At 46.8% G+C, this 17440-nt stretch carries 17 protein-coding genes and 1 other RNA gene; 4 read left to right on the top strand and 14 right to left on the bottom strand.

Annotation, left to right across the window (positions count from 1 at the left end; genetic code table 11):
* Positions 1–3: 3 nt before the first annotated feature.
* From murD to rsmI, 9 genes are all read right to left on the bottom strand, one after another.
* A complete protein-coding gene (gene murD / locus IX95_RS20060; protein ID WP_038163476.1) occupies positions 4–1323 on the bottom strand; it encodes a UDP-N-acetylmuramoyl-L-alanine--D-glutamate ligase in 1320 nt (439 codons plus the stop codon).
* 18 nt (positions 1324–1341) lie between these two features.
* Positions 1342–2424 (bottom strand): phospho-N-acetylmuramoyl-pentapeptide-transferase, encoded by a 1083-nt coding sequence (gene mraY / locus IX95_RS20055; protein WP_006958000.1) that lies wholly within the window; start codon positions 2422–2424, stop codon positions 1342–1344.
* The gene (locus tag IX95_RS20050) at positions 2421–3779 is read right to left on the bottom strand and encodes a UDP-N-acetylmuramoyl-tripeptide--D-alanyl-D-alanine ligase (protein WP_038163474.1); all 1359 of its coding nucleotides are present in this window, start codon (positions 3777–3779) and stop codon (positions 2421–2423) included. Before IX95_RS20050 ends, mraY begins: the two co-directional genes overlap by 4 nt.
* Positions 3776–5260 carry a UDP-N-acetylmuramoyl-L-alanyl-D-glutamate--2,6-diaminopimelate ligase gene (gene murE / locus IX95_RS20045; RefSeq protein ID WP_038163471.1) on the bottom strand — a complete coding sequence of 495 codons (1485 nt, stop codon included), beginning with the start codon at positions 5258–5260 and terminating at the stop codon, positions 3776–3778. The genes IX95_RS20050 and murE overlap by 4 nt, the downstream gene beginning before the upstream one ends.
* A gap of 12 nt (positions 5261–5272) precedes the next feature.
* Positions 5273–7003 carry a penicillin-binding transpeptidase domain-containing protein gene (locus IX95_RS20040; protein ID WP_021457939.1) on the bottom strand — a complete coding sequence of 577 codons (1731 nt, stop codon included), beginning with the start codon at positions 7001–7003 and terminating at the stop codon, positions 5273–5275.
* Positions 7000–7317, bottom strand: coding sequence for a cell division protein FtsL (gene ftsL / locus IX95_RS20035; protein WP_006958010.1), 318 nt, complete (start codon positions 7315–7317; stop codon positions 7000–7002). Before ftsL ends, IX95_RS20040 begins: the two co-directional genes overlap by 4 nt.
* A 5-nt stretch (positions 7318–7322) precedes the next feature.
* A complete protein-coding gene (gene rsmH / locus IX95_RS20030) occupies positions 7323–8273 on the bottom strand; it encodes a 16S rRNA (cytosine(1402)-N(4))-methyltransferase RsmH (RefSeq protein ID WP_038163470.1) in 951 nt (316 codons plus the stop codon).
* Between the two features lie 185 nt (positions 8274–8458).
* Positions 8459–8852, bottom strand: an RNA gene (gene rnpB / locus IX95_RS25715) — RNase P RNA component class A.
* 153 nt (positions 8853–9005) lie between these two features.
* On the bottom strand, positions 9006–9869 hold the full coding sequence (gene rsmI, locus IX95_RS20025; RefSeq protein ID WP_019274492.1) for a 16S rRNA (cytidine(1402)-2'-O)-methyltransferase: 864 nt from the start codon (positions 9867–9869) through the stop codon (positions 9006–9008).
* Between the two features lie 63 nt (positions 9870–9932).
* Here rsmI and IX95_RS20020 point away from each other — a divergent pair, with 63 nt between their 5' ends.
* Genes IX95_RS20020 through IX95_RS20005 form a run of 4 tightly spaced genes read left to right on the top strand, consistent with a single transcriptional unit; the run spans position 9933 to position 13266 of the window.
* Entirely contained in the window at positions 9933–11747 is a 1815-nt protein-coding gene (locus tag IX95_RS20020) for a penicillin-binding protein activator (protein WP_038163468.1), read from the top strand.
* Positions 11731–12099, top strand: coding sequence for a YraN family protein (locus tag IX95_RS20015; RefSeq protein ID WP_006958018.1), 369 nt, complete (start codon positions 11731–11733; stop codon positions 12097–12099). The genes IX95_RS20020 and IX95_RS20015 overlap by 17 nt, the downstream gene beginning before the upstream one ends.
* 3 nt (positions 12100–12102) lie before the next feature.
* On the top strand, positions 12103–12693 hold the full coding sequence (locus IX95_RS20010) for a phosphoheptose isomerase (protein WP_006958019.1): 591 nt from the start codon (positions 12103–12105) through the stop codon (positions 12691–12693).
* A 3-nt stretch (positions 12694–12696) separates the two neighbouring features.
* On the top strand, positions 12697–13266 hold the full coding sequence (locus IX95_RS20005) for a BON domain-containing protein (RefSeq protein WP_021457942.1): 570 nt from the start codon (positions 12697–12699) through the stop codon (positions 13264–13266).
* Between the two features lie 46 nt (positions 13267–13312).
* Here IX95_RS20005 and sspB read toward each other — a convergent pair whose 3' ends face one another.
* The 5 genes from sspB to petA all read right to left on the bottom strand — a co-directional run bounded on the left by sspB (position 13313) and on the right by petA (position 17138).
* Positions 13313–13801: a ClpXP protease specificity-enhancing factor gene (sspB, locus tag IX95_RS20000; protein ID WP_038163466.1), complete on the bottom strand. Its 489-nt coding sequence runs from the start codon at positions 13799–13801 to the stop codon at positions 13313–13315.
* Positions 13802–13812: 11 nt separating this feature from the next.
* Complete coding sequence (gene sspA / locus IX95_RS19995) at positions 13813–14448, bottom strand: stringent starvation protein SspA (RefSeq protein WP_006958022.1); 636 nt, start codon at positions 14446–14448, stop codon at positions 13813–13815.
* A gap of 97 nt (positions 14449–14545) precedes the next feature.
* Positions 14546–15283, bottom strand: coding sequence for a cytochrome c1 (locus IX95_RS19990; RefSeq protein ID WP_019274487.1), 738 nt, complete (start codon positions 15281–15283; stop codon positions 14546–14548).
* Positions 15280–16545 (bottom strand): cytochrome b, encoded by a 1266-nt coding sequence (locus tag IX95_RS19985; RefSeq protein ID WP_006958024.1) that lies wholly within the window; start codon positions 16543–16545, stop codon positions 15280–15282. The genes IX95_RS19990 and IX95_RS19985 overlap by 4 nt, the downstream gene beginning before the upstream one ends.
* A complete protein-coding gene (gene petA, locus IX95_RS19980; RefSeq protein ID WP_006958025.1) occupies positions 16545–17138 on the bottom strand; it encodes a ubiquinol-cytochrome c reductase iron-sulfur subunit in 594 nt (197 codons plus the stop codon). Before petA ends, IX95_RS19985 begins: the two co-directional genes overlap by 1 nt.
* Positions 17139–17440: the final 302 nt, after the last annotated feature.

The following is a 17440-nucleotide window of genomic DNA, read 5'->3' as shown; positions in this document are numbered from 1 at the left end:
TATCTACGCATAATGTTTGGCTAGCGCAGTAAAAGCATCGCCGCGCACCATAAAGTTCTTAAATTGGTCAAAGCTGGCACAAGCTGGAGATAACATAATCATGTCACCGGCTTCCATTCTTGGGCTAGCCCATTTCACTATGTCTTCCATAGTCTCAAAACGTTTTGCATCGCGATGCAGAGGAAGAAACTTGTCGCCATCAGCGCCAAAGCAGCATAGCTGGACATCCAATTGGTCCAAAGCGGGCTGTAACTCTGAAAAATCAGCGCCTTTACCATCTCCGCCAACCAACAAGTAGAGTTTACCAGAGAGTGATAAGCCTGACAGCGCAGCTAAAGTGCTCGCAACATTGGTTGCTTTCGAGTCATTGACCCATTTAACGCCGTTATTATCCGCAACGACCTGACATCGATGTGTCAGACCGTTGTAAGACTTAAGTGCATCTATTCCATGAGAAATATCAACACCTGCTTGTTCGAGTAGGGCAAGTACGACCAGCGCATTAGCAACATTATGTCTTCCTACTAGGCTTAGCTCGTCAGACGCCAGTATTTTTGCATCTTGGTGACACAAATACTCTCTTCCTTCCACTACTTTGACATGGAACTCGCAACGTTTTTCAAGGCTAAATTCGACTAGAGGGGCATCTTTCTTATCTGGGTAGGTCGCAGGATCATCTGCATTGACAATGCACGTCTGTGCTTGCTCTAAAATGCGAAGCTTTGCCTGACGGTATCCTTCCATATCGTCATAACGATCCATATGATCTTCCGATAAATTCAGGAATGCCGCGGCTTTTAGAGAGAGGCTAGAAGTGGTTTCTAATTGGAAGCTGGAGAGTTCAAGTACGTATAAGTCAGCATCTTGCTCCAGCAGATCCAACGCAGGCACTCCGATATTGCCGCCAATCGCTGTCTTCACGCCAGCAGCATTGGCGACGACACCCGTCAAGTCCGTAACAGTGCTTTTCCCATTTGAACCAGTAATGGCCACAACTGGCTTATCCACCTGCCAAGCAAACAGCTCTATGTCTCCAACCACTTGTACGCCTGCGTTCAGCGCCTGTTGAATTTCAGTAGTAGCAAGCGCGATGCCTGGGTTCGCCACCACTAAATCCGCATTTAGCAACCAGTCGCTGTTCCAGCCACCAGCATGTAACTCAACACTTTGAGGGAGAGCTTCGCTTCCCGGTGGATTTTCACGGGTATCGATGACGCGAATGGTGAGGTTGTAAGGCAATTTTGCTAAGTATTTAACGACTGAGAGCCCGGTAATACCGAGCCCTACAACGACAACACTCTCTATGTTCTGCCAACGATCCATAGTCAAATTCCGTTTTCCTTAACGTACTTTCAGTGTTGCTAAACCAACTAAAACCAGAACAATAGAAATGATCCAAAAACGCACAATCACACGAGGTTCAGGCCAACCTTTCAGCTCGTAGTGGTGGTGAATAGGCGCCATACGGAAAATACGTTGACCACGTAGCTTGTAGGAACCAACCTGAAGAATCACCGACAGGGTTTCCATCACAAATACACCGCCCATGATCACCAACACAAACTCTTGACGAACAAGAACTGCAATTGTGCCCAGTGCGCCTCCTAGTGCAAGTGAACCAACATCGCCCATAAAGACTTGGGCTGGATAGGTGTTAAACCATAAGAATCCTAAACCCGCACCGACTATTGCCGTACAGACGACCACCAGCTCGGAAGCATGAGGAACATAAGGAATGTGCAGGTAGTTGGCGAAGTTAACATTACCTGTTGCCCAAGCAATCGCTGCAAAGCCTGCCGCCACCAAGACTGTTGGCATAATGGCCAAGCCATCAAGACCATCGGTCAAGTTAACCGCATTACTGGTACCGACAATAACAAAGTAAGTCAATACGATGTACATCAGACCAAGCTGAGGCATGATGTCTTTAAAGAAAGGCACAACCAGCTGAGTTGCCGAGGTGTCTTTACCATGTGCATACAAAGCAAAGGCCACAACCAGAGCGATCGCCGATTGCCAGAAGTACTTCCATCGCGCGATCAGGCCATCGGTATTTTTGCGCACGACTTTTCGATAATCATCAACAAAGCCCACAGCACCATAGCCGATCAGGACCGCAAGCACCGCCCAAACGTAAGGATTGGAAAGATCGGTCCAAAGTAAAACGGTCGTCACAATTGCAGTCAGGATCATGATCCCCCCCATTGTCGGGGTACCACGTTTACTAAAGTGTGACTCTGGACCTTCGTTACGTACGACCTGACCGATTTGCAGCATCTGCAAACGACGGATCATGCGTGGCCCCATCCATAAAGATATGCCTAATGCGGTCAAAACACTTACGATGGCACGAAACGATAGGTACTCGAACAAACGGAAGAATGAAAAGTATGGCTGTAGAAGCTCTGCAAGCCAAATGATCATGTATACATCTCCTTCAAAGCAGCGGCGATCTTGCTCATTCCTGCACTGTTCGCCCCTTTTACAAGTAATGTATGAGGGCCAGTTTGCTGGCTGAGCTGCTGCTCAATAAACTCAATCATATGGTCATGAGTATCAAAGTGCATTCCTTGACAAACGTCGCTGATCGCTTTGGTATCAGCGCCAAAGGTAAGCACATGTTCAAATTTAAATGGGGCAGCATGTTCACCGACTTGGCGATGAAGTGCAAGACTTTCTTCCCCCAACTCAGCCATATTGCCTAAAACAAGCCAGCGCACTCCATCAAAACTATTCAGCAGATTTGCAGCCGCTTTCATAGCAGGAACACTGGCATTATAACTGTCATCAATCAGTCTAATGCTATCGGTTAGATCGACAGTTTCAACTCGACCTTTCACTTTTGATAAGTTGGCAAGGCCAGAGGCGATCATTTCTGTTGTTGCACCCAATTCCAGTGACAACGCCGTCGCTGCCAATGCATTCGATACATTATGTTGACCAATAATGCCAAGTTTGACATCGAAAGACGTCTCTGGTGTCTGAATGGTAAAAGAAGCTTCACCATTCACGTTCATTGTTACATTACGCGCTTTATATTCCGCACTGTTATCAGACAGTGAAAATGTCTTCACCGTTTTGTCAGACAGAACTTCTCGCCAGTGTTCTCCACCATTGCTATCTAGGTTTACAATCGCGACAGAACCAGGTTTAAGCCCCTGATAAATTTCACCTTTAGCACGTTTTACTCCATCCATTGAGCCGAAGCCTTCCAAGTGCGCTGCTGCAACGTTATTAACCATTGCGACATCCGGCCTAACCAGTTGCGTCGTATAAGCGATCTCTCCAACATGATTGGCGCCGAGCTCAATAACTGCAAAGTCATCTTCCGGTTGAGAACGCAACAGAGTCAGTGGAACACCGATATCATTGTTAAAGTTGCCAGCGGTATACAGCACTTGGCCTTTCTGAGTCATAATACTAGCGACCATCTCTTTGACTGTGGTTTTGCCACAGCTCCCCGTAATCGCAACAGTTGGTGTTTGACACACTTGATGAACGAACTGGCTCAGCTTGCCCAGTGCGACTTTGGTGTCTTCGACTAATAGCTGAGGCACCTGAACGTCAACTGCTTTGCTGACCAGCAAAGCGCTCGCTCCAGCCGCGGCAGCCTGTCCTGCAAAGTCATGGGCATCAAATCGCTCACCCACCAATGCAACAAACAGAGACCCCGACTCAATCGTTCTCGTATCCGTTGAGACAGATTCAATAGCGGTATCATCACCGATGAGTTGGGCATCAAGTACATCAACAAGCTGAGACAGCATCAGAGTAATCATAATGTTAGCTCCAGAAGTCGTTGAGCGGACTCTCGATCAGAATAGTGGACTGTTTCATTAGCCAGTACTTGGTAATCTTCATGGCCTTTACCAGCGAGCAAAATAATATCGTCACCACTACTGTGCTTTAGTGCATGTGCCAAAGCTTTATAGCGGTCATGTTCAACAATGGCATTTTCAGGTGAAGCCATACCCACCAGCATATCCTTTACTATCGCTGACGGCGATTCGCTGCGTGGGTTGTCATCGGTCAAGATCACCACATCAGCTAACCTTTCGCCGATAGAAGCCATCATAGGGCGCTTGCCTGTATCTCTGTCCCCACCGCAACCAAATATGACCCAAAGTCGTCCATTACAATGTACTTTCAGAGCTAACAGTGCTTTTTCCAATGCATCTGGTGTATGGGCATAATCCACCACGACCTTGGCTTTACCTTGTGCATGAAACAATTCCATACGACCTAAAACAGGTTTAAGTTGGTTAGCACTTTCAATCAATATCTGCTTATCGATACCCAGTGACAACAAGGCAGCAAAAGCCACCAGCACATTGCTAGCGTTGAACTCTCCGATCAAAGGAACAGTAAAGCGACCATCACCATACTGACCAGAAAAATTCAGGGTAATACCCGCTTCAGAATATTGAACTTGTGTAGCGAAGACCCCTTTGCCCGTTTGAATCGGGGACAAAGAAACAGGAATACAGTCATCAAGCAGTTCTACCCACGACGCGCCGACCGTATCATCAATATTGATCACCGCTTTAGCGCAATCATGCGCAGTAAACAGCGACAGTTTAGCTCGGGCGTATTCTTCCATCGTGCCATGATAATCAAGATGATCACGACTCAGGTTTGAGAACACCCCTACCGAAAAGCTGAGAGCCTTGACTCTATTTTGCACGAGGCCATGAGAGGAAATTTCCATCGCCGTGTATTGTGCGCCTTGGTCTTCTAATTCAGACAAGGTTTGCTGAATTTCAAGCGCATTACCTGTGGTGTTCAATGCAGGCGTCAACGACTCAAGAAAGCCATTGCCTGTTGTACCTAATACTGCTGCACGCTGGCCGGATAACTCCAACCACTGAGCAATTAGCTGTGTGATGGTGGTTTTGCCATTGGTTCCAGTCACTGCGATTAACTGGTTATGGCTGAGTGGTTGCAAGCGACTTGCCAGTTGAGACAAGTTCCGGTTCAGATCGGCAATGTAAACCACAGGAACACCGCCTAACTGCTCAACTTTTCCATGAGTATTTTGTTCATCTGCTTCAGCGATAATTGCGTTCGCACCTTGCTGAATTGCAGCATGAATAAATTGTCGACCATCTACCGTATGGCCTTTAATCGCAACAAACGTCGAGCCCGTCTTTATTTTACGGCTGTCGAGCTCTAGCCTTTGAATAGCAACATCATTGCCGACTTGGTGTGAAAGAGATACCCAAGGTGCAAGCAGATGAGTCAGTGTGAGTTCTTTGGACATTTAACGTCTCACTTATTCTTCTTTAAATCGGTTTTCATCAGGCGCTACATTCAATATCTGTAGTGTGCCTTTTAAAATCTCGGAAAACACAGGGCCAGCAACCGAACCACCGTAATAGTTATCCCCCTGTGGCTCGTTGACTACCACCACGACAGCAACTCGCGGATTACTCACAGGAGCAACTCCCGCTGTATAGGCGAAGTATTCGTCGCCATAGCCACCCGCAATTGCTTTACGAGATGTACCGGTTTTTGCCGCCACACGATAACCGGGAACGGCGGCCTTGGTCGCAGTGCCTCCGGGTTGGGTCACGGTTTCCAACATGTTCAGCACCATATGGGCATTATTTTCGTCAATCACCTGACGTGACAAGTCTTGCTGATTGTTTTCGATAATGTGAATCGGTTGGTATTTACCGTAGTTGCCTAGCGTCGCATAAGCATGTGCCAGTTGAAGAGGCGTAATTGTCAGACCATAACCGAACGCTAAGGTCGCAATCTCAAACTTAGACCAGCGACGTCGGTTGGGAAATATCCCCGGAGTTTCACCCACTAGGTTAAGCCCAGACATTTCACCGAACCCGACCGAACTATACATACCAAGCAGGGCTTCTAAAGGCATGTCGAGCGCCAGCTTAGCGACACCGATGTTACTCGATTTCTTCAAAATCGTAGTCAGATCCGCTTTCCCTACTTTGGATGTATCACGCACTCTCTGACCACCGATTGGCATAATGCCGTTGCCAGTATCAATGACGGTGTCTTTATCAGCGACACCATTATCCAGTGCAGCTAAGACAACAAAAGGTTTCACCGTTGAGCCAGGTTCAAACGCATCGGTGATGGCTCGGTTTCTCATTTTTGCCGATTGAAGGTCAGAACGGTTATTTGGGTTGTAAGACGGTGCGTTAACCATAGCTAGCACGGCGCCGGTTTTCACATCCAATATTACAGCAGTGCCCGAGGTGGCTCGGTAATCCGCCACGGCTTGCTTGATAGAACGATAGGCAATGGCCTGAATACGCTGATCAATTGTCAGTTCTAGTGGTTTGCCTTCTTCTCGCTCTTCCAATGAAATGTTTTCAACTACCCTGCCATATCTGTCTTTACGAATGATGCGTTTACCCGCTTCCCCTGTCAGCCATTTATCATAGCTACGCTCAACACCTTCTAATCCATGCCCATCAATCCCTGTCACACCGACTAAGTGAGCACTAACCTCACCTGTCGGGTAATAGCGGCGAGATTCCGCTTTCAGCCCCACACCTGCGAGCTTAAGCTCACGGATATAGTTGGCCATTGCAGGGCTAACTTGACGCTGAAGATAGACAAAACGGCGGGATTTATTGCTGCGTATTTTGTCGACCATTTCTTTACGGTCGAGGCCAAGCACATCAGCCAGCGCATACCAGCGATCCATATTGGCAAAGCCGTTGCGTTTAAAGATGGTCGCAGGGTCTGCCCACACCGCTTCAACAGGTACACTGACCGCCAACGGCTCACCATTGCGATCGGAAACAATACCTCGTGCAGAGTGAATGGTTTTGGCACGAACTGAGCGCAAATCCCCCTGCTGGATTAGATTATCGGGCTCAACAATCTGGATGTAAGCAATGCGGGTGACCAGCGCAGCGAAGGCACTAAAGACAAAAAATAACACCAGGTAAAAACGCCAGCGGATCAAACTCGGCGGCTCAACAACCGCTTTTTTCTTAGGCGCAGAGGAGGCTTTATTTTTACTCATGGGAGATCAATCACCACTTCTTTATCTGAGTCCGGACGTTTCATTTGCAGCTCGTCTTTGGCAATTTCTTGCACTCGGCTGTGCTCAGCTAATGCCGTTTCCTCAATCAGCAAATTGCGCCACTCATTATCCAGCCTTTCTCGCTCCTGCAAGGCTTGATCTTTCTCGGTAATGGCCTGTCGCGTGTGGTGTGTGGTGAAAACCACTCCCATGGCTGATGCAAAGATCAAAATCAGCACCAGCAAAGGCACTCGCCCCACAGTAAGTAGGTCGAGAGCGATCAATTTGGCGAGATTAGGAGTGGGTTTGCTCATTACTATTAAAGTTTTTCCGCAATACGTAGCACAGAGCTGCGAGAGCGAGTATTGATATCAACTTCTTGCTTGGAAGGCTTAATCGCTTTACCGATCGGTTTTAATTTGGCGCTGCCCAGTGCTTTAATTTGCGCTTCCGTCATTGGAATACCATGAGGCACTTCAGGGCCTTTGCTCTCTTTGCGAATAAAACGCTTCACCATGCGATCTTCAAGGGAGTGGAAACTGATCACGGACAAACGACCTTCCGGAGCCAAAATACTGGCTGCGCCTTTTAACGCGGTGTCAATTTCTTCCAGCTCACTGTTGATGTAAATGCGGAACGCCTGGAATGAACGAGTGGCTGGGTGCTTTTTCTCTTTAAAACTCTTTGGCGCCGCGTCAGAAATAAGTTTAGCAAGCTGACCTGTACGCGTCAGCGGTTCGTTTTCTTCATTCTCACGGTAAGCAACAATCGCTTTAGCAATGCGACGAGCATGTTTATCTTCACCGAACTCACGAATAACCCAAGTGATGTCATCAAGATCGGCTTCCATCAACCACTGTGAGACAGGAATACCCGATGTCGGATCCATACGCATATCCAGTGGACCATCTTTCATAAAACTGAAGCCGCGTTCAGCATCATCAAGCTGAGGTGAGGAAACACCAAGATCAAGCAAGACACCATCTACTTGGCCGACTAAACCTCTTTCTTCTGCATACTTAGCCATACCTGAGAAAGGACCATGAATAATGGTAAATCTAGGATCATCGATCGTTTGAGCTTCGGCAATGGCTTGCGGGTCGCGATCAATACTAAAAAGACGACCCTGCTCACCTAACTGGGAAAGAATTTGGCGACTGTGACCACCACGACCAAAGGTTCCGTCAATGTAGGTACCATCAGGCTTAATCGCTAAGCCATCGATAGACTCATGCAGTAATACAGAAATGTGCTTAAATTCTTCGGTCATGATTTTTTATCTCGCTCTCGCACCGACGCGCTCAAACTCTCCAGTGTACTGATTTAGAAGGTGATCGCCACCCATAGAGAACTGGAACACGTGATATTGCGCTAAGTTTAGTGCTTGCAGAATTAATTTCGTCAATAAAAAGCAAAAAACCCATCATAACGCTGAGGTTACGATGGGTCTCGAATAGGTGGAGCCGACATGTAAGCCGGGTTCTGTTCCGCTTGTGCGGTGGTAGCCATTCGTCTAGGCCAGCAATCGCTCACTGGCTCGAGCAACCTACCCGCTTCCTTACGCGAGCAACGCAATGTGGAAGCCTATTTGGTCTTGCTCCGGGTGGAGTTTACCCTGCAACGAACTGTTGCCAGTCGTCCGGTGCGCTCTTACCGCACCCTTTCACCCTTACCTGTGCTCTTACGAGCCATCGGCGGTCTTCTCTCTGCTGCACTTGTCGTAGGCTTGCGCCCCCCAGGCGTTACCTGGCACCCTGCTCTATGGAGCCCGGACTTTCCTCCCCTTCATCAGTCTCCCCAGCACAAGGCTAAAGGACATCAATGAAGCAGCGACTACCCAGTCAACTCCGAGGCGGATTGTATAGAGATTGAATCAAAGTGTCTAGCGAGATCACAGATTTGCTGTAAACGAGAGACTGAGTGGTGAAGAAATATACAGAAGAGCAACAAAACACAGAGTCGAGGTTACTTTCTCCCGACTCTGTCATCTAGATTCACCTACTTAATCGAGGTTATCTAGTCCCCATTTATACAGTGCATTTTTTTTGAGGTTGTAGATTTCAGCAGCCATGGCAGCGGCTTTCTTTAATGGTAACTCTTTCGTCAAAATAGCCAGCGTGCGAGTCGCTTCTTCAGGTAGAGTGTCTATTGCTGCCGCGCGGTAACCATGAATCAGCAATGCCATTTCACCTCTTTGCTGATTTTCGTCTGCTTTTACCCACTCTATCAATTCGCCAAGCGGTAAGCCCTGAATGGTTTCAAAGGTTTTCGTCAGCTCACGAGCGAGTACAACCTCACGCTCTGGGCCGAGAATATCCAGCATATCCTCGAGAGAGTCGACGATACGATGTGGAGATTCATAAAAGATACAAGTACGTTCTGCTTTTGCAATCTCAAGAAATTTATCTTTTCGACCCTTACTTTTCGCTGGCAGAAACCCTTCAAAGCTGAATCGGTCAGAAGGCAAACCAGACGCACTTAACGCAGTAATCACAGCACACGCGCCAGGAAGTGGCACAACTTTAACCCCAGCCTGACGACATTTTGTGACCAGATGATACCCTGGGTCACTGATTAATGGCGTTCCTGCATCCGAAACTAGGGCAATTGAGTGCCCAGCTAACAGTTTCTCAACCAAAACTTGCGCTTTTTGCTGCTCATTATGATCATGTAGTGCAAAAGTTTTGGTCGGAATACCAAAATGAGACAGCAATTTGCCAGTATGACGCGTATCTTCGGCAGCTATCAGATCAACATTTGTTAAAACGTCGAGCGCACGTTGAGTGATATCACCTAAATTGCCAATTGGAGTCGGGACAATATAGAGAGTTGGGACCTCAGTTGGTAAGGTTTTGTTATCTGTCATTTGTTTACCATCACTTCAACGATTAATATAGACACAATTTTATACGGAATTAGTTAATAACTCATGGCCATGAAAAACCAAAAGCGACTCAGTGTAACACGCTTACTGACTCCTGTAGCCCTTGCTGTCACACTGGCGGCCTGTTCTACTGCACCTTCAACACCGACTTATGTTGATATTACGCTTGACCCTAACCAGTCCATGCAGACTTACCTAATGCGTGCAGACAGCAGTGAAGGCAGTATTCAGAGTGATTGGTTAATCATGGCTTTAAAAGCTGCCATTGAATCAAACGATATCACTCAGGCTGAATTGTTAATAAAGCGTCTCGGCCGACAAAACTTAACCCAACTGCAGCAGGCAGAATGGCAACTGGCGCGTGCTGATGTGTTGATGAAGCAAGAGAAATACGAAGAGGCGCTCAGCAAACTTAACTTCAAGCCATCTTGGAATTTGGCCGATGAACAGTGGAAAGACTACCACCAAACACGAGCAAAACTCCTGACTCAACAAGGCCAGTATTTCGAAGCAGCTCGCGAACTGACTAAGTCATCAGAGTATGTTGACCAAGCGGAACAAGAGGTTATCGCCCAGGGCGTGTGGAGCAACCTCAATCAATACAGTCAGTACCAGATTACCCAATTTTCAGCTAAGCCGAATGAAGCCATCCTTGACGGTTGGTTGCAACTAGCGATATACACTAAAACCTTATCCAGCAACATTCCTCAGCTGAAAAACACCCTAGAGAAGTGGCTAGAAGAAAATCCAGAACACCCGGCTGCGGCTTATACTCCGCAAGCGATCAACGATATTCTCGCTCTCGAAATTGTCAAACCCGTCAGTACGGCTTTACTCCTGCCTTTATCTGGTAAGTTCGCCAAACAAGCTCAGTTGATTCGTGACGGCTTCATCTTAGAAATGATGAACGATACGCAGCGTGATGAGAATGCCAACCTGACTGTGATCGATACCAACACTGTGACACCAGAGCAGTTAGAACAGACTTTAGTAGAGAAAAACATCGACTTTGTTGTTGGTCCACTGATTAAAAGCAACATTGAAAAGCTACAGCAAGCACAAGCCAGCTTTTCGCGCCCACTACCTACCTTAGCGCTAAACATTCCAGATGACCTAGAAGCGGGCAATAACACTTGCTATTTGGCACTCTCACCAGAGCAAGAAGTCGCTCAAGCGGCAAAACACCTATTTGCTCAAGGATATCGCTACCCGTTAATTCTCGCCCCTCAAGGCAGGCTTGGTACTCGTGTTGTCGAAGCCTTCGAAGGGGAATGGAAAAAATACAGTAAAGATAAAGTCGCGGTGAATCTATTTGGCGACAAACGCCAGCTTCAACGTGATATCAATAAAGTCTTTGGCTTACAAGAAAGCCAGCAGCATATCGCCCAGATGGAATCACTACTTGATATACCTCTCGAAAGCCAACCACGCAGCCGTCGTGATATTGATGCGGTATACATAGTAGCAGGCAGTTCAGAGCTAACACTGATCAAGCCATTTATAGAAGTGGCGGTGAACCCAGATACCGCACCACCTAAACTGTTTTCAAACTCACGCAGTAACAGTGGCCGCCAGCAATATGAAGACCTCACAGGCGTGATGTACAGTGACATCCCGCTATTAATACAGCCAAATGCAGCATTGGAAGCGCAAATGGAGCAATTGTGGCCGAAAGATTCTAATGCAGAGAAACGCCTTCAAGCGCTTGGTATGGATGCATACCTGCTAATGGAACAATTGCCACAAATGAAAGTTGTTCAAGGCCATACTTTGCAGGGCAATACCGGTGTACTGAGCATCAACGAAGACTGCGTAGTACAACGAGAAATCAGCTGGGCTGAACATGGTGTGGCTAAGTAAACGCCAAAGTGGTGAACACTACGAAACTTTGGCGGAGCAATACCTCATCCGCCAAGGCCTGTCATCGATTGAGCGAAACTTCCATTCCAAAGGTGGTGAACTCGATCTTATAATGCAGGAAGGCACGACCATAGTGTTTGTTGAAGTACGTTACCGCTCAAACCAACACTATGGCCACGCTGCAGAAACGGTTACCCAGAGCAAAATGCACAAGCTCATCAAAACAGCCAACGTCTGGTTGATGAAACAGGGTAAGTCCGCACACACAACCGATTTTCGATTTGACTTGGTGGCCTTGCATCAGCAAGGTAAGCAAATCGAGTGGATAAAAAACGCAATAACTCAAGGATAATCAATGCTAGACAGCATTAAAGACAGCTTTACAGAAAGTATTCAGATTCAAATTGCCGCCGCAGAAGCTCTGCCAGATGCGATTACCCACGCAGCGCAGGCCATGGTCGCCAGTCTACTCAATGGGAATAAGATCTTATGCTGCGGTAACGGTGGCTCTTCCTCTAATGCACAACAGTTTGTCTCGTGTCTGCTCAACCGCTTTGAAACCGAACGCCCAAGCCTACCTGCAATGGCGTTAACGGCCGACAATACCACCCTTACTGCGGTAGCCAATGATTACCATTATGAGGAAATCTTCTCAAAACAGGTCAGAGCTTTTGGCCAAACCGGAGATATTTTGCTGGCTATATCGACTAGTGGTAACAGTAAAAACATCATCAAAGCCATGGAAGCAGCAGTAACGCGCGATATGACGATCATTGCCTTCACAGGTAAGGATGGCGGTGAGATGGCGGGTTTACTGGGAGAAAACGATGTGGAAATTCGGATACCATCTCACAGAACGGCGAGAATTCATGAAGTGCATATGGTGACTCTACACTGCTTATGCGATCTTATCGATCAAGTATTGTTCCCAGCTCACGAAGAGTAAGTTATGAAACACCTTAAAGCTTTTGTCATAACCTGTATGCTACTCAGCACAACTGGCTGTGCAGGTTTGTTTGTTGCTGGCGCAGCAACGACCGTCAATGTTGTCACCGACACCCGCACGACACAAGAGATGTGGGATGACAACAATATCGAGTTTGAAGTGGCAGGCTTAGCGAATAAGCCACCTTTTCAGCGGGAGGTCAGAATTACCGCCAGTTCCTACGACGGCACCGTGGTACTAATGGGCCAAGCAAGTAATCAGGATCTGCTCAACCAGTTTGTCGCTAAAACCAAAGAGCTGAAAGGCGTAGAGAAAATTCATAACCAAGTCCGTATTAAAGCTCCACTTTCTGTTGGCCAAATCAGTCATGACAGCTGGATCACAACCAAAGTGAAATCCGCCTTACTGACAAATGGTGAGCTTAATGGCATTAAAGTGAAAGTGATTACAGAAGACAAAGAAGTCTTCTTGCTGGGCTATGTATCTCCCGAACAAGCGGATATTGCCGTGGATGTTGCACGTAACATATCCGGAGTCAAACAAGTCATCAAAGCATTCCAAACTGGAAGCTAGTCACTTCTCAAGGCACAAAAAAAGCAGCGAATTTGCTGCTTTTTGTTTATTTGACTACTCGCAAACTTGGGCGACCTTTCGGCCTTGGCGGCTCATCATCTGGAGTCGATTCGTCATCATCGGACTCTGTCGCCAATGACAGGCCAGATTCTTCTTCAACCAACTCTTCAACATCCGTCATGTCTTCTTCTTCGAAGTCATTCATGTAAGCATCTTCTGGCTCAAACATCGTACCTGCACCGTTCTCACGGGCGTAGATGGCTTGCACGGCATATAATGGAACAATGACAGAGTGAGGACGACCTGAGAAGCGAGCACTAAATGTAATCGCTTCATTGCCCAACTCTAAATTCCCCACCGCTCGAGGAGCAATATTCAGAATGATCTGGCCATCCTGAACAAACTCAACCGGTACGCGAACACCAGGAAGAGTAGCAGCTACGACTAAATGCGGAGTTAAGTCGTTGTCCACCAGCCAATCATAAAAAGCACGAAGCATGTATGGTCGGCGTGGTGTCATTTTTTCTATGTCCATTTCGCTTCCAATTAGCGACTCAGACGCATTTCACGTTCAGCTTCTGTCAAAGAGGCTAGGAAAGAATCACGCTCGAATACGCGGTTCATGTAAACCTTCAGCTCTTTAGAACCAGGACCGACAAGCTCGATACCTAGCTGAGGCAAACGCCACAATAGCGGAGCTAAATAACAGTCGATCAGACTGAATTCTTCGCTCATGAAGTATTCAAATTCAGCAAAAACCGGACCTAGAGTAAGAAGGTCGTTGCGTAACTTGTTGCGTGCAGCTTCTGCTTCTTCAGCATTGCCTTTGACAACTTTCTCTGCCAGTGAATACCAGTTTTTCTCAATACGGTAAATCATCAGACGGCTGTTACCACGAGCAACTGGGTATACAGGCATCAAAGGTGGATGTGGGAAACGCTCATCCAAGTATTCCATGATAATTTTTGAGTCGTAAAGGGCAAGCTCACGATCTACCAAAGTAGGTACTGATTTATATGGGTTCAGTTCAATCAGTTCAGCAGGAAGATTTGCTTCGTCGACCAATTCAACTTCAACACTTACGCCTTTCTCAGCCAGAACAATACGTACCTGATGGCTATACATATCAGATGCACTTGAAAATAGAGTCATCACAGAACGTTTATTGGCAGCTACAGCCATGGAGCCCTCCAGCACACTTACAGATATAAAAAATAATGGAGGCTAAGCCTCCATTATCAACAATAAAATTGGGAATTAGCACAGCATGATAGCACAATTAGTGCACATCACGCCAATACTCTTTCTTGAGCAGAACAACCACGATAGTGAAGATAACGAGGAATGCCATTACCCACCAACCTAGTGCATGACGCTCTAGTTTCACTGGGTCACCCGAGTATTCTAGGAAGTTTACCAAGTCACGAACTGCATCGTCGTACTCTTCTTGGTTCAACTCACCAGTGCCATCACTTTCAACACCAACCACAACTTTATGCTCTTCGCCTTCTACGATTTGAGTCTCGTAAACCGGCTTAGGAATGCCCTGAAGTTCTTCCAATACGTGCGGCATACCCACACTTGGGAAAACAACATTGTTCACTCCAAACGGACGAGACGGATCCTCATAGAAAGAACGCAAGTATGTGTATAGCCAGTCAGAACCACGAACACGGGCAACTAGTGTTAGATCTGGTGGTGTTGCACCAAACCATTTCGCTGCTGATTTATCTGGGATGGCATTTTCCATCAGATCACCAACTTTCGCATTAGGATCGAAAATCAGGTTTTCTTTTAGCAACTCAACTGGAATACCGATATCACGAGCAACACGCTCGTAACGTTGGTACTGCGCTGAGTGACAGCCGAAACAGTAGTTCATGAACAGCTTGGCACCATTTTGCAGTGAAGCTTGGTCACTTAGGTCGTTGTTTGCTTTATCAAGCGGTACATTTGCGCCCGCTGCCATTGCCAGAGAAGGCAGCATTGCAAACAAAATTACAATCCATTTTTTCATTTGAATGTCACCCTTTCTGGTAGTGGCTTAGTCGCTTCGTTCTTGCTGTAGAAGTACAGAAGTACGAAGAACATGAAGTAAGCTAAGCTGAAGATCTGAGCTAATAGCGTATATGTTGGCGTCGCTGGAAGCGCACCAAGAACACCTAGCGCAATAAAGCTGATCGTAAACTGGATGATATTGAATAAATGGAACTTACTGCGGTAGCGGTAAGAACGGACCTTACAACGGTCTAGCCATGGTAGAACAAACAACACGACAATAGACGCGCCCATCGCGATAACACCTAGTAACTTATCTGGAACCGCACGCAGAATCGCGTAGAACGGTGTGAAGTACCATACTGGAGCAATGTGCTCTGGTGTTTTCAGTGGGTTAGCAGCTTCAAAGTTAGGCGGCTCAAGGAAGTATCCACCCATTTCTGGGTTGAAGAACAACACATAACAGAACAGGAATAGGAAACCTGCTACACCAACCATATCCTTCACCGTACCGTAAGGGTGGAAAGGAATAGAATCAATGATGTCGTACTTCTTAGTGTAATCCTTGTGGAATGGGAACTGAGTTTTGTAGTCGTCGCCCATCGAACCTTTAGGTAGCTTAGTTTCGATACCGTCTGGGTTGTTAGAACCTACTTCATGCAGTGCCAAGACGTGCAAAACGATAAGCAGCAGAAGTACGATAGGAAGTGCGATAACGTGCAGTGCAAAGAAACGGTTCAGGGTAGCGCCTGAGATCACGTAGTCACCACGAATCCATAGCGTTAGGTCATCACCAATAACAGGAATTGCACCAAACAATGAAATGATTACCTGTGCACCCCAGTAAGACATCTGACCCCATGGAAGTAGGTAGCCCATGAAAGCTTCAGCCATCAACACAAGGAAGATAAGCATACCAAAGATCCACAGCAGCTCACGAGGCTTCTGATAAGAGCCGTAGATCAAGCCACGGAACATGTGCAGGTAAACCACAACGAAGAACGCAGACGCGCCCGTTGAGTGCATATAACGGAGTAGCCAACCGTACTCTACGTCGCGCATGATGTATTCGATTGAAGCAAACGCGCCATCGCCAGATGGAACGTAGTTCATTGTCAGCCAGATACCTGTCAGAATCTGGTTAACCAACACAAGCATTGCTAGTGAGCCAAACAGATACCAAAAGTTAAAGTTCTTCGGCATCGGATATTCAGAAAGGTGCTTCTTGTACGCATTCATTGCGGGTATGCGTTTTTCTACCCAATCAAGTAGAGCTTGCATTATGCCTCCCCTTCTTCGTCAACACCGATGATAATCTTAGTATCACTGAGATACATGTGCTTTGGAACAACCAGGTTTAGTGGAGCAGGTACACCTTGGAACACACGACCAGCCATATCAAACTTAGAGCCGTGACAAGGACAGAAGAAACCTGATTTAACACCCTGAACCTGTTCACTAAAACTGTCTGGTAAATAAGTCGGTGAACAACCAAGGTGGGTACAGATACCTACAGCAACAAAGTACTCAGGCTTGATGGAACGGTAGGCATTTTGAGCATATGCTGGTTGCTGCTCTTCGCCTGATGCTGGGTCACGAAGCTGACCGTCGATATTTTTCAGCGCGTCTACGATCGATTGTGCACGACGGACAACCCATACAGGTTTACCACGCCATTCGACACGAACCATCTGCCCTTCTTCAAGTTTACCGATGTCAACTTCAACAGGGGCACCCGCAGCTTTTGCTTTCTCACTTGGGTTCCAAGATTTAATAAAAGGAACGGCGACAGCAGCTGCTCCGAGACCACCCACAACCGCAGTTGTAGCTGTCAAGAAACGTCTGCGACCGTTATTTAAAGGCGCATTGCTCATCCAAACATTCTCCCATTTGCTCCTTTTGGATTATTGTTATTCCGCTTAAAGAGCATGGCTAACAAAATACGAATTTAGTTGTATTTATTTGATGGCAAATGATAAATAAAACCCTACTTTTTGACAAGATAAAGCTACCTTTTTGTAACAATCGTGAAGTAAATCGCCTATGAGGTCACAAAAGGGGAATAAGTAATATAAAAGTTCGCGAAACTGGTCTGGGAGAAGGGATTTTTTTGCTTAGAAAAACAAAAAGCCTGGCATGAAGCCAGGCTTTTGGGACCACATTCCGGTGAAAACAC

The sequence above is a fragment of the Vibrio sp. B183 genome (assembly GCF_000740665.1).
GTDB classification, from domain to species: Bacteria; Pseudomonadota; Gammaproteobacteria; order Enterobacterales; family Vibrionaceae; genus Vibrio; species Vibrio coralliilyticus.
The sequence above is the reverse complement of the archived record's forward strand: the minus strand, read 5'-3'. Positions and strand labels throughout refer to the sequence as shown.